Origin of the sequence: Oceanobacillus sp. FSL W7-1309, assembly GCF_038002145.1 — a bacterium.
GTDB lineage: Bacteria > Bacillota > Bacilli > Bacillales > Amphibacillaceae > Oceanobacillus > Oceanobacillus profundus.
Window position 1 is genome coordinate 585,153 of record NZ_JBBOBX010000001.1, and the last position, 18,139, is coordinate 603,291.

The 18,139-nt window shown below is 38.6% G+C and carries 11 protein-coding genes; 2 read left to right on the forward strand and 9 right to left on the reverse strand.

What is annotated here, in order from left to right:
- Positions 1-6: 6 nt before the first annotated feature.
- From manA to NST46_RS02730, 3 genes are all read right to left on the reverse strand, one after another.
- A complete protein-coding gene (gene manA / locus NST46_RS02720; RefSeq protein WP_341136723.1) occupies positions 7-963 on the reverse strand; it encodes a mannose-6-phosphate isomerase, class I in 957 nt (318 codons plus the stop codon).
- 103 nt (positions 964-1,066) lie between these two features.
- Positions 1,067-3,028, reverse strand: a complete 1,962-nt coding sequence (locus tag NST46_RS02725; protein ID WP_341136724.1) for a PTS fructose transporter subunit IIABC — start codon at positions 3,026-3,028, stop codon at positions 1,067-1,069.
- A gap of 154 nt (positions 3,029-3,182) precedes the next feature.
- Positions 3,183-5,099 (reverse strand): BglG family transcription antiterminator, encoded by a 1,917-nt coding sequence (locus tag NST46_RS02730; protein ID WP_341136725.1) that lies wholly within the window; start codon positions 5,097-5,099, stop codon positions 3,183-3,185.
- Positions 5,100-5,466: 367 nt separating this feature from the next.
- Here NST46_RS02730 and NST46_RS02735 point away from each other — a divergent pair, with 367 nt between their 5' ends.
- Both NST46_RS02735 and NST46_RS02740 read left to right on the forward strand, forming a co-directional pair.
- Entirely contained in the window at positions 5,467-6,240 is a 774-nt protein-coding gene (locus NST46_RS02735; protein WP_341136726.1) for a SurA N-terminal domain-containing protein, read from the forward strand.
- Positions 6,241-6,676: 436 nt separating this feature from the next.
- Positions 6,677-7,126, forward strand: coding sequence for a nucleoside deaminase (locus tag NST46_RS02740; RefSeq protein WP_341136727.1), 450 nt, complete (start codon positions 6,677-6,679; stop codon positions 7,124-7,126).
- Between the two features lie 365 nt (positions 7,127-7,491).
- Here NST46_RS02740 and NST46_RS02745 read toward each other — a convergent pair whose 3' ends face one another.
- The 6 genes from NST46_RS02745 to NST46_RS02770 all read right to left on the reverse strand — a co-directional run bounded on the left by NST46_RS02745 (position 7,492) and on the right by NST46_RS02770 (position 18,050).
- Positions 7,492-8,439, reverse strand: a complete 948-nt coding sequence (locus tag NST46_RS02745; protein WP_341136728.1) for a glycoside hydrolase family 43 protein — start codon at positions 8,437-8,439, stop codon at positions 7,492-7,494.
- 98 nt (positions 8,440-8,537) lie between these two features.
- Positions 8,538-10,307, reverse strand: a complete 1,770-nt coding sequence (locus tag NST46_RS02750; protein ID WP_341136729.1) for a glycoside hydrolase family 2 protein — start codon at positions 10,305-10,307, stop codon at positions 8,538-8,540.
- A 58-nt stretch (positions 10,308-10,365) separates the two neighbouring features.
- A complete protein-coding gene (locus tag NST46_RS02755; protein ID WP_341136730.1) occupies positions 10,366-11,913 on the reverse strand; it encodes an arylsulfatase in 1,548 nt (515 codons plus the stop codon).
- A 122-nt stretch (positions 11,914-12,035) separates the two neighbouring features.
- Positions 12,036-12,815 carry a sulfite exporter TauE/SafE family protein gene (locus NST46_RS02760; RefSeq protein ID WP_341137312.1) on the reverse strand — a complete coding sequence of 260 codons (780 nt, stop codon included), beginning with the start codon at positions 12,813-12,815 and terminating at the stop codon, positions 12,036-12,038.
- Between the two features lie 101 nt (positions 12,816-12,916).
- Positions 12,917-13,840, reverse strand: coding sequence for a formylglycine-generating enzyme family protein (locus NST46_RS02765; RefSeq protein WP_445321718.1), 924 nt, complete (start codon positions 13,838-13,840; stop codon positions 12,917-12,919).
- Positions 13,841-13,913: 73 nt separating this feature from the next.
- Positions 13,914-18,050, reverse strand: a complete 4,137-nt coding sequence (locus NST46_RS02770) for a carbohydrate-binding protein (RefSeq protein ID WP_341136731.1) — start codon at positions 18,048-18,050, stop codon at positions 13,914-13,916.
- Positions 18,051-18,139: the final 89 nt, after the last annotated feature.

Sequence of the window (18,139 nt, forward strand, 5' to 3'; positions counted from 1 at the left end):
TTCCCTCTAGGAATGCGAAACAACCAGCTCTGCTTCCCCAGAAAGTTCATACGCTCCAACACGATGAGGAATGACAAAGTGACTCCCCTTCCCTATTTCAAAATCTTGACCATTCACTGTTAGCTTTGCTTTACCGGCAATTACACTAACCTGTAAAAAGTCTTTGTCCATGTCGAGCGAAGCCTTCCCCTTTAAATCCCAGTGATACACAGAAAAATACTTCTCTTCCACTAATTTCTTAACTGTTAAATCATCTACGGCATTTTCGGTTTGTTCCACCTCTGCATCTTGATGTGGAACTGTTGTTACCTGCTTTGCACGTTCCAAATGCAACTCACGTTTATTTCCTGCTGCATCTGTCCGATCATAGTCATAGACTCGGTACGTAATGTCTGAACTCTGCTGTATTTCCAAGATTACGATTCCCTTACCAATTGCATGAATCGTACCACTTGGCACATATACAAAGTCTCCAGCTTGTACACTGACACGTCGTAACAACTGATCCCATTCGCCACGATCAATCATATCTTCAAGTTCTTCTCGTGTCGTTGCATGATGTCCCAACACAAGCTCTGCACCCTCTTCTGCACTTAAAACATACCAGCACTCTGTCTTTCCATATGGTACATCTTCTACCTCTTGTGCAAATTGATCATTCGGGTGTACTTGTACAGATAAGTCATCAGCTGCATCTAAAACTTTTACCAATAAAGGATAAGCGCCATCATTGTCTTTACCCTTATTAAATAGTTCACCATGTTCCAGCCAAGCATCTGCTAACGTCTTTCCCTTTAATGGACCATTCTCTATAACGCTTGGCCCATTCGGATGAGCAGAAACAACCCATGCCTCGCCAGTGTGTTCATAAGGAATCTCATAATTAAATTGTGTATTTAACTTTTGTCCACCCCAGATTCTTTCTTGAAATACAGGTTGTAGAAAAATAGGTTCGTTATACATAGCGTCCTCCATTAATCGTAATTTTTCTTTTATGTACAGTGTCATTCTAACATAAGAGGAACAGAAGAAAACACAAGGTTCTCTTCTGTCATTTTAGTTCCAATTAGCTTATCGTATCTAATAACTCATAAGCTTCTTCTGAACTGTGCACATTCAATAGTTGCTCTCTAAATGCATCATCCATCAATTTACGTGATAACATTTGTAAAATCTTTAAATGAGCGTCCCCTGCACTTTCCTCTGGTACTGCAATCATAAAAATTAGCTTCGCTTCTGTTCCGTCTAAACTCTTCCAGTCAACACCGTCTCGCTTAATCCCAAATGCTACCGCAGGGCGTTTTACTGTATTAGACTTACCATGTGGGATAGCGATATTCATACCAAGTCCTGTTGTGCTTTGACTTTCACGATTTAAAATCGCTTGTCTAAAAGCTTCCTTCGAATTTAAAATACCGGATGCATCAAACTTTTCAATTAGCTCATCAATCACGTCATCACGTGTTTCCCCAGCTAAATTCGTTTCAATTAAATCAACATTCGTAATAGAAGTTAGCTTATTGATTTCTTCCATTTCAGCTTCTTCTTCAACTTCTTCAGGAGCAGACGCTTCTTGTACTTCCTCATTTGTGTCACGGAGCGTACCACCGCCAGCAACTGCGACAGCTGGCTCACCATTTACATCTTTCTTCAAGAAGTTAACCATAAATGCCGTAACAATAACCCCAACAATTGCTGCAATAAAGAACATCACCACATTATTTACGGCACCTAGTACAGCTACAATTGGACCACCATGTGCAACTCTGCCACCTACACTGCCAATCATCGCAATAACGGATCCGGCCATTGAACCTACAACAATACTTGGGATTACACGAAGTGGATCTTGTGCTGCGAATGGTATTGCACCTTCTGTAATACCAAAAAGTCCCATCGTAAACGAGGCTTTTCCAGCTTCCCTTTCATTATCCAGATATTTTTTCTTATTCAGCATCGTTGCTAGTCCCATTCCGATTGGAGGAATACAGATAGCAACAGCAATTGGTCCCATAATTTCATAGTTACCTTCAGCTATCATGGCAGAGCCAAACAGGAAAGCAACTTTATTGAATGGTCCTCCCATATCTACTGCAATCATTGCACCGAGAATAAGTGCCAGCAAAATCGAGCTTGCACCTTGCATCCCAGCAAGCCATACAGTTAACGCTTCAAAAACCTGTGCAACTGGTGCGCCAATAACAAAGATAAATAATAGTCCAACGATAACCGATGCAATAATCGGGATAAATATGATCGGCATGACAGGTAGAACAGCTTTTGGTACTTTAATTTTCTTAATAGCAAGTGCGACATAACCAGCTAGAAAGCCTGCAATAATTCCGCCGATAAACCCTGCCCCGGCTTCACTTCCGTAAAAACTTCCGTTAGCAGCAATGTAACCACCAATCATACCCGGAACAAGCCCTGGTCGATCAGCAATACTTACAGCAATGAACCCTGCTAATATTGGAACCATAAACATAAATGCCGTACCACCAAGGGATTCAATTTGTTTCCAGATCGAATCTTCCGGTATCACGATTCCACCTGGAGTTTGCTCTCCGCCAAGCGTCAATGCAATTGCAATCAATAAACCACCAACAACAATAAATGGAACCATATAGGAAACACCATTCATTAAATGTTTATAAATAGGATTTTCTTTTTTCTTACGTTCGTTTTTAATATTTGCTGCATCCCTTAATTCAGGACGATATATAGCAACATCACCACTTTGAATTCGTTCAATCAATTCCTTTGGTTTACGAATTCCATCCTGTACACCTGTCACAATCAATTTCTTCCCTATAAAACGTTCCTTTGATACCTCTTTATCAGCAGCAATAATAATTGCATCCGCTTCTTCGATATCTTGTTCTGTTAATGGATTCTCTACACCAATTGATCCTTGTGTCTCCACTTTTATATCAATACCCATTTCTACGCCTGCTTTTTGTAAATTTTCAGCAGCCATGTACGTATGTGCAATTCCAACTGGACAAGCTGTCACAGCTAATACTTTCATCATGTCTCCTCCTCTTTAAGAAGTAATCGCTTTCTAAACTTATTATAACCCTGCCTTGTCCATGAATAAGTTTTTATTTTTACCAGAACTAGTGGTAATAAATGATTAATTAGATTTCACTATACAAAAAAAGAAAGCAGGCATAATAACCTACTCACTTCTCTAAAACGTCTATAAATGCATGCATGTCCTGCGCATCTGCTAATTCCTTTCCTAGCGATGGATCTTCACTGATTCCTGCAATTTGTCCAATAACTTCCCTCGTTATTTTATGATCGACATTTGCTATAGCAAGCATGAAGACAACAGATACAAATTCATTTCCCCATTCAATCGGATTCTCCAAAATAGCTACGGCAATCGCTGATTTATGAATCAGATTTGGATCAGCATGAGGGATAGCAATACCTCCACCAATTGACGTTGCTGATTTTCGTTCTCGAAGTAACGCATTATGCGTAAAGTTTTCCTTTACATATCCTTTTTGAATCAGTGCATTTCCAAGTAGTTCAACTACCTCATAACGATGTTCCTTGTCCACACCTAAGAAAAACAAATCATTAGAGATTAATCTTTGAAGTGAAGTGCCTCCACTTTTTACAACCTTATGATCCAGCTCATCTATAAACTGACTAAGCGTTTCCTTATCTTTTGTCTCCAAGAGAGGAGATATAATGATATAGGGCACCTCCACTTTTTCTAGTGGAACCGTAGATATAATAAAGTCTACTTGTTCTTTCTTTAAAACTTTATCTACCTCTGCTTTACTTACACAAGCGGCAATTTCTATCCCTTTATAATTTTGGGTAATCTTAGCTTCAAGTAAATGAGACATACCTACTCCCATATGGCAAACTATTAAGGTCCTCCTACGTTTACTTTTGGAACCTTCCATTCTTTCTATAGAAGCCTGAAAATGTAAAACGAGATATGCAGCCTCATCCTCTTTAATATCAAGGTTATGCGTCTGTTTTACCTCTCCTAATGTTAGAATAACCATGCTAAACATGTAGGGATACATCTTTTTAATTTCAGATAACATTGGGTTTGTAATGGGAAAACCATATCGGATGCGATTAATCACTGAATGCATATGCACAACTAAACCGCTTTCTAATACTGCATCTTTTTCAAATGGAAACAATGTTAATTTGCTTAGCTTCCTAGTAAGGCTAGATACTACCTCCAGCAAAAAGTCATCGGAACTTAATTTATCTGTCCCGCTGCTTTCTGTCACCTTACTGCTTATAAGATGCCATGTAAAATAAACACGTTCATCCTCAGGGAAAGAAATCCGAAATATCGCTTCCAATTGTTCAAAAAAAGAGGCAGCATAACGATATTCTTCCTGACCAAAAACATGAACTTTTTCTTCCTTAGGAACAAGAACAGGCGATTTTTGTCTCGTACGCTTCAGCATGATGAGAGCATGTACAAGGAGACTCTCCATTGCTTCATCTGTAAAAGATAATTGATAGTTCAGCCGCAGATCACGCAACGCTTTCTTAACTGCCGCAATCTCATGAGGCAAAAATAAATCAAGGACGTAATTTCGATCGGCTGTTGAAACTAGTAGCGGCAGCCGCGATAACGCTTGGCGTTTCTGCAATTCTGTTCCCTTAATCATATGCCCAAGACCTGGTTTAGAAATCAATTTTAAATCAAAAGATGCTAACCAAAGCTCTATGTTTTCTAATTCTTTCTTTATAACAGTCTTTGCCGCATAATATTTATCTACAAAGGCTTGGATAGTAATTGGATAATTACTCGTGAGTAATTGAAAAGCAATTTCAATAATTCGTTCTCCCTTGTCTTGGAAAGGAGACGTTGATAAAAGCAAATGCAATACTTCAAGGCGTTCCGTTTCATCCATTTCGAGCGTAATGCCAACACCTGGTTTTCGCTTGATATTACCTCTTGAAATCTCCGGTAAATATAAATCAATTTGGTTTAAATCATTTCGCACTGTCTTTTCCGAACAATCCAGGCGCAAAGCAAGTTCTTGGATAAGCAGCGGGACTTGATATTCAGTTAAAAGTATTTTTAGTAGTTCTTTTTGTCGCTCATTCATCGTTTATCTACTCCTATGTATGAGTTTAGCTAATAGGTGATGGAGAAGCAATGAATATCTATCGGAAAATTTTTTCTATATTTATCGTTTAAAGTCCGAGTACCACCATAGCTAAACTCATTTGGTATTAACTCCAGCTTAATCCTATATTGAACGACTTTCCCAAATAAAAGAATGCTTAAAAAAAACTGCTACTATCCATTTGTATTACATCCGACTCAGTTAGTACTTAGTCAATTCCCCCTTGTAATAATCCAGTTTCAATGAATATCCTTTGACAGATAAACATTCTTTCAGCTATCGTTAGTACAATCAATAATGTTATGTTACACTAAACCAAATCTTCGAAATGAAAGGAGAATGTTATATGAGTAAAAAATGGTTATTAGGTTTATCCCTTGCCTTATCCGTACTTGTAATAACTGCTTGCAGTAATGGAGATGAGGCAGCTGAAGACAATAAAGAGGAAACAAACACACAAGAAGAATCTCAGGGAGACGGGGAAGGTGCTGAACAGCCCGAGATGCCTCAAGCTGACTTGGAAGGTATCCCTGAAGTAGTTGCAGAAGTAAATGGAGAAGAAATAAGCAAGGAAGAATTTGAAACTACGTACCAAGCGCAATTTCAGCAAATGGCTATGCAGTCTCAGATGACTGGACAAGAGCTTGATCAGGATCAATTAAAAAAGCAAATTGCAGAAAGTATGATTGGTTCGGAACTGCTCATACAGGAAGCGGACAACCGTGGTTTTACTGCTTCGGAGGAAGATGTCAATAAAACAGTGGATGATTTAGTAAAACAAAATGGGCTTCAATCGAAGGAAGAGTTCATAACCGCTCTTGAAGAACAAGGTCTCCCTGAAGAAGAGGTAATGACCCAGGTTGAAACGCAAGTAAAAGTGGATCAACTTATTGCAGACGAGTCTGGTGACACAAAGCCAACAGAGGAAGAATTAAAAGAAGCTTATGATCAAATGAAAACTCAACAGGAGCAAATTGGCGGAGAGGAAGCAGAAGTCCCATCTTTTGAAGAAATGAAACCTAATCTTGAAGAACAACTCAAGATGCAAAAGGAAGGCGAAGCAGCTCAAAAGCTAGTTGAGGAACTTCGGAAAAACGCAGACGTCACTGTCAATATATAATCTAATAAAACCAGGTTCCTTTTCGGACCTGGTTTTATTATGTATGTATAGCCAATGAGTAGTTATAGAGCTGCTTCCCTATTACGCGGAAAGAATAATATAAAATAATTGGCTAACCAGGAGAAAAAAACTCGCAAATGCTAGTATGTTTCATGCGTATTTAGCGTTGGAATTGGACATCCCATTTTTGAAAAGGAATGGTAAACAGGCAAATCCTATACTTTCCTACTTCGGAAAAGAGGTAACTATGGGATCCTTATATCAACATACATTGGACTATTTCAAGCATAAAATCGTTGTATTCCACGATGATCCCACAGGTATTCTAAATGGATAGTAAAGCCGTTTTCCCAACACGCCCTATTATTTTAAAAATTGAAATCCGCATAAAACTTAAGTACAGTAAAGTTAAACGATACATTCATGGAGGTTTAATATGGACAAATTCATGGAACGAGCAATTGAACTAGCGACAGAAAATATTCAAGAGGGTGGACAGCCATTTGGTGCTGTACTCGTAAAAGAGAATAACATCATAACTGAAGGCGTAAATGAACTGCACAAAACATTTGATGTTAGTGGCCATGCAGAGTTACTTGCTATCCGACGTGCGCAAGCTAAATTAGAAACGAACAATCTATCTGGTTATACGATGTACGCGAGCGGTGAACCTTGTCCAATGTGTTTAACTGCGATGTACTTTGCGGGAATCGAACAGATATTTTATTGTGCAACCGTTGAAGAAGCGGCTGAAGTTGGGTTAGGTAAATCAAAGGAAATCTATGATGATCTTAAAAAAGCAAAAACAGAACGCACCTTATCAATGAGACGAATGCCATCGCGTGAAGGGCAAGTAGATCCAATGAAACTCTGGGAGGAGAGATAATTAGTTGAGATATCAGCTAATTCCATCTTAATACGAGTATAATTTTTGATATTTTTCCCATTTTATTGATATGAAAATCTCTAGTTCCAGATCGTAATCAGGGATCCTGTTGCTGTCTTTTTTAGAATTATGCTTGGATTCGACTTATCAAAAAGATTCTGCTCTGAACGAGGATAAACGTCCGTTCTTTCTGCCTATTTGTCAGGTTATTCAACTCTATCCAGTAAACTCGCTGTTAAAAAGGTTCCCATTCGTCTCAATATTAAATAGCGAAGATCCATAAAAAGACAGTTACTCTGCCTTCTTATGGATCTTAATCTTCATTTATTCTTGACCTTATTAACATATAATCAATTAAAACCTATCTAATCTTCTCCAGAGGGAACAGGTATCGAATCGTCAGTTGCTAACGGAATACCAAATTCTGGTGTTCCATCAGCTTTCCAGTAAATCTTTTGGATTCGAGTACTGCGTTGCCCTCCCCCTTCTGATTCAGGAATAGCATGGTAAACGATCCAATCTTCTGTCCCATCTGGTGACTCTACAAAACTATTATGTCCTGGTGCAAACACTTTATTTTCCAAACTTTTCTTAAAAACCGGCTGTGTTGATTTTTCCCAAGCACTTGGTTTCATAACATCTAAATTGGCAGATAGAGTTAACATTCCTAACGAATAATCATCTGACCATGTGGCACTTGCTGAGTAAACCAGGAAAAGTTTAGATTTTCTTTTTAGTATGACGGGGCCTTCATTTATCGCCATACCCCCTTGCATTTCCCATTCATATTCTGGTTTCGTTAACATTACATTTTCACCAGTCAACGTCCATGGGTCAGTCATTTCAGCAATATAAAGCGCTGATCCATAAGCAGGAAAATGCCCATATCCCGCATAAACAAAATATAATTGATCCTTATATTCGAAAACTGTACCATCCAGTCCAGGGTATTCTGTATTTACATATCCGCGTTCAATCCATTGACCTGTAAAAGGATCCTCAGAGTTATTTTCCAGAACAAATATTTTACGTGATTCATCATCGCCAACTCCATCATTTGCAGTAAAATAAACGTACCATTTCCCGTTTATTCTATGAATTTCCGGTGCCCATATATTCTTGCTGTTTATCCCTGCTAATGGAGGAGTCCAGATGGTCTTACACTCTCCTTTGGAAATCCCGCTCAATGTGCGGGATTTCCATAAATCGAGCCTATTGCCTATGGTAATCATTAAATAATACATATCATTTTCTTTATAAACCCATGGGTCAGGACCGGGATCTAATAATGGATTCTTAAACGTTTTCCCCATGAAGTACTTCCTTTCGTATAGCTATTACATTTTTTGTAGCAGCATTATTAATTACAGTTAAGGATTGTTCAAGAATACCTGAATCCTTCTGCTTATTACTATTTAATGGAATCATTAATTTCCTTTATCTTTTTCAGTTCAATTTTTGGTGTTCGATCTTCTTTTAATAATCCATTAATCTCCTGCTGTACATCTGTTGTCTGTGTATAGCAGTATCCAGAAATATACGGAATTGATTTTATTGCATCTGTGATATTGCGGTATCTGGTTAGAAATTCCTCCTCTGTATTCACTTGATTCCCGTATCCCCAGCCGCTTTCATCATTAAAGGCAATTCCGCCATATTCTGTTATCATAATTGGCTGACCTTTATATTCATATCCTTCTGCAAATGCATACTTTCCTTTGTTATGAGGTATTTCATTATTTACTATTCTATTTTTATCTTTATAACGTTCTAAAAATGCTTCCCCAAACTCTTCATAATCATGAAGGGCAATAATATCTGAAACTGTGTGTTCCCACCCATCATTCACGATAACCGGGCGATTTGGATCAATTGCCTTTGTTAAGTAGTAAATTGATTCTGTAAATGCTTGCTGCTTTTTATCCTTTAATATATTTGGCACACCCCATGATTCATTGAATGGCACCCATGTCACAATAGATGGATGATTATAATGCTGCTGAATGATTTCCAGCCATTCTTTCGTAAAATTATCTACTGCTTCATCAGAAAACTCATATGTAGCAGCCATTTCAGACCATACAAGCAATCCCTTTTTATCGCACCAATATAAGAAGCGTTCATCTTCAAGCTTTTGATGTTTGCGTACGCCGTTAAAGCCCATCTGAATTGTCTTCTCAATATCCTCCAGCATTGCTTCATCGGATGGAGGTGTAAGCATCGTATCTGTCCAGTATCCTTGATCCAATAGTAATTTTTGGTATATTGGTACATTATTAAGAAGTACTTGACCATCTTTAATAGAAATTTTTCGCATGCCGAAATATGAAATTACTTCATCTACCAATCTGCCATTTTCATAGAGTCTAAATGTAACATCATATAAATTCGGTTGTTGCGGTGACCAATGCATTACTTTCCATTCATGTATCTCAGAAAGAAGATCCACTGCAAAACTCATTTTTGAACGATCTGGTGTTATCGAAAATTGCTTAACTCTTTCACCCGAAAAGCTGATTATTGTTTCCACATACCAATCCTCATTAAATGAACCATTCAATGTATAGTCAAAATTAACAGAATGTGTATCCACATCAGGAGTAATTTTTACATTATCAATACTAGCTTCCTCCAAGAATTCCAGCCAAACACTTTGCCAAATCCCTGTAGTCTGTACATACCAGCATCCGAAGTTTTCGTCTTTCCACCGCTGTTTTCCTCTTGGCTGATAGCAGCTCATACTGTCTTCCGCTTTAACAACAAGTTCATTCTTTTCATTATAATCAATCGCATCCGTAATATCGAAATGAAAAGAAGAATTACCACCAACATGACTTCCGATATATTTACCGTTTACCCATACCTTTGTTACATAATCCGATGCTTGAAATCTCAAAATTACCCGTTTTCCTATTTCTTCCGCTGGAATTTCAAACGTTCTTTGATACCAAACATAGGGATGAAAAGCTTCTTCTCCAATTCCGCTCGCTTTTGTTTCATACGTAAACGGTACTTGAATATCTGTTGTAAAGCTTGGCTCATTCGACCATTGCTGTTTCTCGCCAATATTTTTGTCATCAAATGCAAATTTCCATGTTCCATTCAGATTTAACCATGAATCTCTTTGAAATTGCGGACGTGGATATTCTGTCCTCTGATATGTTGCAGTTGTTTGTGTCATTTATATTCTCCTATTCTATGATTTAATATTGTTTTGATTGATAGCGTTTACCTAAAAGTTAATTCTCCAATTTAACGCGGGGGTATACATCGGTCTTCTCAGCCCATTCTTTCCAAGTTGCTTTCATCTTTTCCACGAGCTCGGGATAGTCATTCGCTACATTATTCATCTCTGTCCGGTCGTTATTCATGTTGAATAGCTCCCATTCTCTTTCTTTTATTTTCACAAGCTTCCACTCTCCCTGGCGAATTGCACAATGTTCTTCATGTTCAAAACACAATGTTCGGGTATCTGTTGTCTCTCCCTTAAAAACAGGCAGTAAACTTTCCCCTTCCATCGGCGGTATCTTATTTCCTTGATACTCATCTGGATACTGTGATCCGGTAATATCAACAAAAGTTGCCATAAAGTCAATAAAGTGACCTGGACGATGATCAATCTCGCCTTTTCGCTCAACCTCTGCTGGCCAGTGAACAATCAATGGCGTACTAATTCCTCCTTCATGGGAATAGTGCTTATACATTCGAAGCGGTGTACTGCATGCATTTGCCCAGCCAGACCCGTAGCTGTGATAGGTTTCTGGACCTCCCATGCGTTCCAAGTCTTCTTTTCGGTGCAAAATGTTTGAAGTTGTTTGCCAGTCATCAAATCCCCAAGGATCCCATTCCGCGCATGCCCCATTATCCGAGCAAAACAGTATCAGCGTATTTTCAAGTTCATTATGTTCTCGAAGGTTTTCAATCACCCTGCCGACATTCTGGTCCATACGGTCAACCATGGCGGCATAAATCGCCATTCTTCTTACTAGATCTTTTTTACGGTCTGGATCAATCGTTTCCCAAGCTGGATTGACACCGCTGATATTTCGATCCCGATCCCAATATTCTGACCGTGGTGGCAGCTGCATCTCTTCATCCACCTCTTGCAGCTGTTTCATTCGCACCAATCGTTCTTCCCGTATTTTATCCCAGCCTTTTTCATATAATTTCTCATACTTCTTAATATCTTCTTTCGGTGCCTGAAGCGGAAAATGTGGTGCATTATATGCCAAGTACAGAAAATAAGGCTGTTCCTCACTGCGGGATTCCTCTATAAAATCTAATGCGTGATCTGTAATCGCATCTGTAGCATAAAATTCTCCCTCGGTATAACTTCTTTGCGGTCGATCCTCAGGCAAGCGAACATAGTTCTTCTTGTCCCAAAAACTTGCAAAACCTCCCAATAAGCCATAAAAGTCATCAAACCCGCGTTCAATTGGCATATGTTTCCCAACATGCCACTTTCCAGATAAATAGGTGTGATAGCCACCTTCTCTTAACACTTCAGCAAGGGTGACAGATTGTTCTTTCAAATATCCGCGGTATCCTGGTGTTTCCCGATCCTCATCCATTAACCCTATACCAGCCTGATGTGGATATAATCCGGTTAAAAGAGAAGCTCGGCTCGGACAGCAGCGTGCTGAATTATAAAATTGAGTGAAGCGTAACCCATCCTTCGCCAGCTGATCCAGATTTGGTGTATTAATTTCACCCCCATAGCAGCCTAAATCAGAATATCCCAGGTCATCTGTCAAAATCAGTAATATATTTGGCTTGCTTTTTACCATTCCTATCCCTCCAAGTTTGAGGATTGTCACACTGTCTAAATAACCCTCAATTCTTTAATTCATTAAATCACTTGCTATCAAATTCTACTAATCTACCAGCCTTTAGTTATTTCTTTCACTAATCACAATCCCTTTACGAGATTATAAATATTAACTAACACAATAATTAAAATTGTGAAGTTAAAAACGCCCCAAATTGCCTTACTCGAAACCTTAAACAATAAAATATTTCCAATTAATCCTCCAGCAACACCTCCGACAATCATAAATGGAAGCATAGACAGGTCCATCCCCTGATATCTGGTAGTGAATGCTACCAATAGTAACGATGCCAGCTGTGAAAAAAATATAATGAACGTCGAATTAATGACAACTTCCTTGCCAGTCATGGAAAATAATAAAACCAATACAGCTACGTTTAAAGGACCGCCTCCGATTCCTAGAAATGCTGAGAGCAAACCCAATATTAGCCCTGTTGAAAAGATAATGGCTTTATTTGCTATCAGATAACTTGGTGTATGGCTATTCCATTTGAAGGATGCATAGATAATAATCAATAGAAAAGCAAGTAATCCTGATTGTATGGCTCCTACAATATCAGCTAACTTCAGGTTAACTACGTAAAAATTAAATACTCCTTTACCAATTAGACCACCCACTATCGATCCAACAGCAATTAGTAAGCTAATCTTGAAATCTATCTTTACTTTGGTTGTTTTTATTCTTAACAGTGTTACAGTGGACATTGCCATAACGGTTGACGCGGATAAGACTCCGATTGTTTCCAAATCATAATGCCCAACATAATCTAGAACCGGCTTGATAATTATTCCTCCACCTAAGCCAGCCATTGCACCAATTACGGAGGAAATAAATCCAATTAAAAAGTATAGAATAATTATTTATATCATCTCCGTTTGGTAGAACAATCCTATTCAATCATTTTCTAAGACGAACCTCTCTCAGTTAGGGATTATTCTCTTGAGACCTTTCTTTGTCTATTTCACACATCACTTACACAGCGAAAACCTATATTCCCTGAAGAGCTGTCCATCGTATTTGAACTCCTTGCAGCTACACGATAGCGATTACAATAAGATTTATGACATAGATAAGACCCACCACGCATGCTCTTCTGTGTTGAATGTTCCATGTCTTTATTAAACCAATCCGAGCACCATTCCCATACATTTCCGGACATATTATAAAGTCCATAATTATTTGGCGGAAATGACTTTGCTGGGGCTGTTCCTAAATAACCATCTTCTTTTGAATTATATTGTGGAAACTTTCCCTGCCAAATATTGCAGTAATGCTTTTCATCTGGAGTCAGCTCATCTCCCCATGGATATTTCTTCTGTTCAAGCCCTCCGCGAGCAGCAAATTCCCATTCAATCTCTGTCGGCAGACGCTTTCCTGCCCATTCGCAAAAGGTATTGGCATCATGCCAGGATACATGTAATACAGGATGATCCAACCGCTGCTCAATCGTTGATCCGCTCCCTTCAGGCTGATACCAAAAAGCATCTCTCACCGCATACCACCAAGGCACGTCCTGTAATTGCTTTTCATTATTCAACTGTTCAAGCGTTAAAAATTCATGAAATACAAAGGACCAGCCAAACTTTTCTGCCACTGTCTGATAATTCGTCTCTTCAACGAACTGTTTAAATTCTTTGTTCGTAACGGTGTGATTATCGATATAGAACGGTTCTACCTTTACATTTCTTACTGGACCTTCTCTGTCAGAGGGAAAGCCTTCCTCATCATCCGTTCCCATCAAAAAATCACCACCGGATATATACACCATTTTGTCTTTAAATCTGATCTTTCCTCCCCAATAATCAGAGGGGGCTATGCTATGATTAGTTTGAGAAATATCTGTTCTGCTTACAGAGCAACATGAACAGGTTTTATTCGTATTCACTCGAATCTGTTCCCCCTTTAATTAAGTGGATTTGTGGGAAATAAGATTTTCTCGACTACCAAAAACCACTGCCTCATTCATCCTTGCTTTCAAAAGAGTCTATTAAGCTTGCAGTATCCGCGTTTAATTCTTCATATACACGTCCAGGTACATCAGCTTTATTTTTCTCCAGGTGCTTCAGAAAATCATTCAGATGTTTACTAGCCTTGTGCAGATCGCCCTTATCCTTATGATGCTGTGATTGCTTTAGTTTGTTATGCAGTTTCATATATAATGAATGACTGATATTACCTGTATCCCTGTTTAATTCGAGTGACTTCTGTAAAGAATCCAGACTTGGCTCAATAGGTTTCACAAGGAAATTATCAAATTCAGCATTACTGAAATGACTTCTTACCCCGACACTACCATGAGAGAATGCTGTAACACTGTTATCGGTATAATCAATTTTTGGATTGTCCATATCTCCAACATATACTTTTATGTTCGCATCCTTCACAACTACTTTCATATGCTGCCATTCATCTTCTAACTCTGTCATTTCTGTACCTGCTAAATACTCCCAATTGTAATTTTGCTTTCCAAGATGGACGCCTTCTTCGTTCAAATATGCAACATAGCCCTGCATAAAATCAGGATTATTCTGTGCTCGTTCCATCCCATTTGCTGGATTATTTACTCGAAAGATAAGCCCGCCATCTCCAATTCCATCAACAAGTTTAATATCTGCTTCTACACTATAATTCTTCCAATCTTTTTCACCAATTACGGACTTCCCAAAAGTTCCAACGCTAGAAGTATAGGTTCCATCAGTTTCAATTTCTTCTTCTTCTTCTTCAGTATTCTCATAGAATTCTATACTATGAAAATCAAATTCACCATTTACTGTTTCCACCGTAATTGAATGGTTACCAGCAGGAAGGGAGACGTTTTCCTTCACAACATCGGACCAATTATCCCATCCCCCTGTACGAGGAACATTGATAACTCCAGTAAGGTCTATCTCGTCATTAAGCCACAACCTTACCTGGCCACCTTCCAAGTCCGTTGTTACACTCATTTTCATGTTAAAGTTACCACTCTCAGCCATGTTTACATTATATTTATACCATTCCCCTGTCTGATTCCAGCCAATATTATATGTCCCATCTGGATGATTCCTGATGTCGACACCACCCTGTCTGTACACACGTCCAATATTTTCAGGGGTATTATCATGATAAGCGATGCCTTCTCCACCTGTTATATAATCAACTGCCATCACCTTTCCTGGGAGACTTTTATATTCATCAAAGGTATGAAATATCATTTTTGAGAAATCAAACTCTCCTTGAACTGCCTCAACTTTGAGCGTATGCTTACCTTTTGGTAAATGGATGTCTTTTAATGTAATTGTTTCCCAATTATTCTTATCACCAGTGTTTGGAATATCCATAACATCAATCAAATCTGTATCATTCAATACTAGTTTTAACTGAGCATTATCCTGTATGGACGCAACAGCTAAATCAATACCATACTCACCCTCTTCGGCTATATCAACGTCATAGTTGAGCCATTCTTCTGCTTCAAAGCTTTCAACGGCAAATCCATCATCAGGAGTCGAACGAATGTCAACGCCATCATCGCGATACTCTCCACCACTATTTTCTTCCGTTTTATCATGATAAGCTATTCCTTCTCCACCAAGATTATAGTCTTCAGCCTCTATTAATCCAGGCAATGGCTTATGAATATCAAAGGAGCTGAAACTAAATCTTGAGAAATCAAACTCTCCATTAACAATCTCGACTGTGATTGTATGTTCCCCTTCTGGTAAGGTTATACCTTCTTTCGTTACAGGGTTCCAGTTATTCCACCCCCCTGTACTTGGAACATCAATCACTCCTGTTAAATCCGTTTCATCATCCAGCCACAACCTTACTTTCGCATCAGTAAATGTGGTTGAAGCATCTAGTCTTAAGTTATACAGCCCCGTTTCCTTTACATTTACATTGTATTTCAACCATTCACCCGTCTGATTCCATCCAACAGCAGTACCACCCTGAGGCTTATTCCGAATATCAACGGAATCCCCTCTTAGGACACCACCTATATTTTCAGGTGTTGTATCGTGATAGGCTACTCCTTCTCCACCAGAGTTGTAATAAGCGGCTTCTATTACTCCAGGCAATGGCTTATAATTATCAAAAACACTTGGTTCATCTGTATTTGTATCCACCTTCCAGAAACCATCATGTGGTGCCCATCCGTCATCATTACCATCATTAAAGTCATCAAAAAGCACAGATTCAACTTTGTGTTTACTAACTTTCATACTTGCAAAATCAAATTCTCCTTGGACAACTTCCACTTTTATTGTGTGATTACCTTTTGGCAAAGTAATCCCATCAATGGATAAGTTTTCCCATTGATTGCCGTCTCCTGTATTTGGTACATCAACGACACCTGATAAATCCGTCTCATCATCTAACCGTAGCCTGACTTGAGCATTCTTGTCAGATGCTACCCTCAAACTGACATCGTATTTTCCACTATCTTGTATATTGGCATTATATTTCAGCCATTCACCTTCCTGAAAAGAACTTATTTTAAAACCGCCTTCAGAATTAGCTTCAATGTCAACAGCATCCCGTCTGTACTCCTCATTAATTTCATTTGTACTTTCACGGAACCCTTTTCCATCACCACCAGAATTATAATGTACGGCTTCAATAGACCCTGGTAACGGTTTATATGCATCAAATGCATTACTACCGTCTACCTTATTACTCGAAGCAATAAAACCAAATTCTGCATGAACATCGGAAGTGGTATAACCAATTTTTCCACCGTTCAGTCCATCTATTTCCCTAGTCTGTTTTAGCATTCCATCAACATATATGTTAAATTCTCTGTTTGACTTTTCCACTCTTATTTGGTGAAGATTAGCGTAATCATAATCAGACGGAAGTTCAGAAGCCTCCCATTCTTGATCAACTCCATCCACCCGGAAAAATGTTTCCAGTCTATTTTTATCAGGGCTTAATACAGCTAATCCATAGTTATCTTCATCTTTATATGAAAATACTGCACCAAATCTTGGATTGGAACTCGAACCTTGTTCCTTCTTTTTCATGTTAAATTCTGCAGTATAGTCATCATTTGTCTCGTTTTTTGTAACCTGACGATGCCAATTTGTATCACCAAGGGATTCCTGCTCTAACCAATCATTTGAAATACTCCAGTTCCCTCCATTTACCGTTATCCAATCATTACCTACTTCATTACGCTTAAAGCGATCACTGAAATCCGGCATATCGGGATTTTGCTGTTTAAACGTTGTAGGTCCGAGTAATAGCATCTTATCACCGTTCCAAACGATTCTATCAAGGTTCGTTTCACGGCCTGGATTTGCATGACTATGATATACCATGTAATGTGTGTCAAGATCAGGTCCACGGACGATCGAATTATGACCAAGTCCAACATGGGAACCTTCTGTGTTAATTAATATAGGATTTTGTTTTGTTTCATTTGTAAATCCTTCTGTAGGTGAATTACTGCTACCATAATCAACCCGATACGCTTTATTCCAAATATGATTTCCCGTATAGGTCATAAAGTACTTTCCATTTCTTTTCAACAGTGTTGAACCCTCAGTCCAACCATCCATTGATGCTCCTGTATTTATAGCCTCTCCAAATGTATATGGGTCGTCCATAGGTCTTGCCATAATGCTGTTGGTGCCAGTACTATAAAAATACCACTGGCCATCATCATCAATAAAAACACTTCCATCTATTCCCATCCCTAGATTGTCCGTCTGCTTAACAAATGGTCCAAGTGGACCAGAACTTTTATAAACGTAATGACCATTTCCACCTGGTGATGTATACATATAGAAAGCACCATTCCAATACGTTACCTCTGGTGCATATGCCGCTTTCGTACTAGGCTCTTCTGTAACTAGCCCACCATAATCCCAATCAACTAAATCCGTTGACGTCCAAACCTTCACTCCACTTTTATCATCCACAGTACTGACATAAAGATAATAGATGCCATTGTACTTTAAAATATATGGATCACCTTCCCCATAAAAATCCCCATGTTCCCATATCCAGGAATCAGGTATATCCAAGGGGTTACTGTATGAAAAAGACGGTTGCGGAGCACTCAACATAACGGCAAATACAGTTGCAAATAACAGTAAAATCATTTTTTTCATAGAAAGTTTCTCCTTATTCTAATAATGGATTCTATCTATGTTACGTTCTTTAAATATAAGCAATTGCATAACTCAGTAAGCTCAACGTT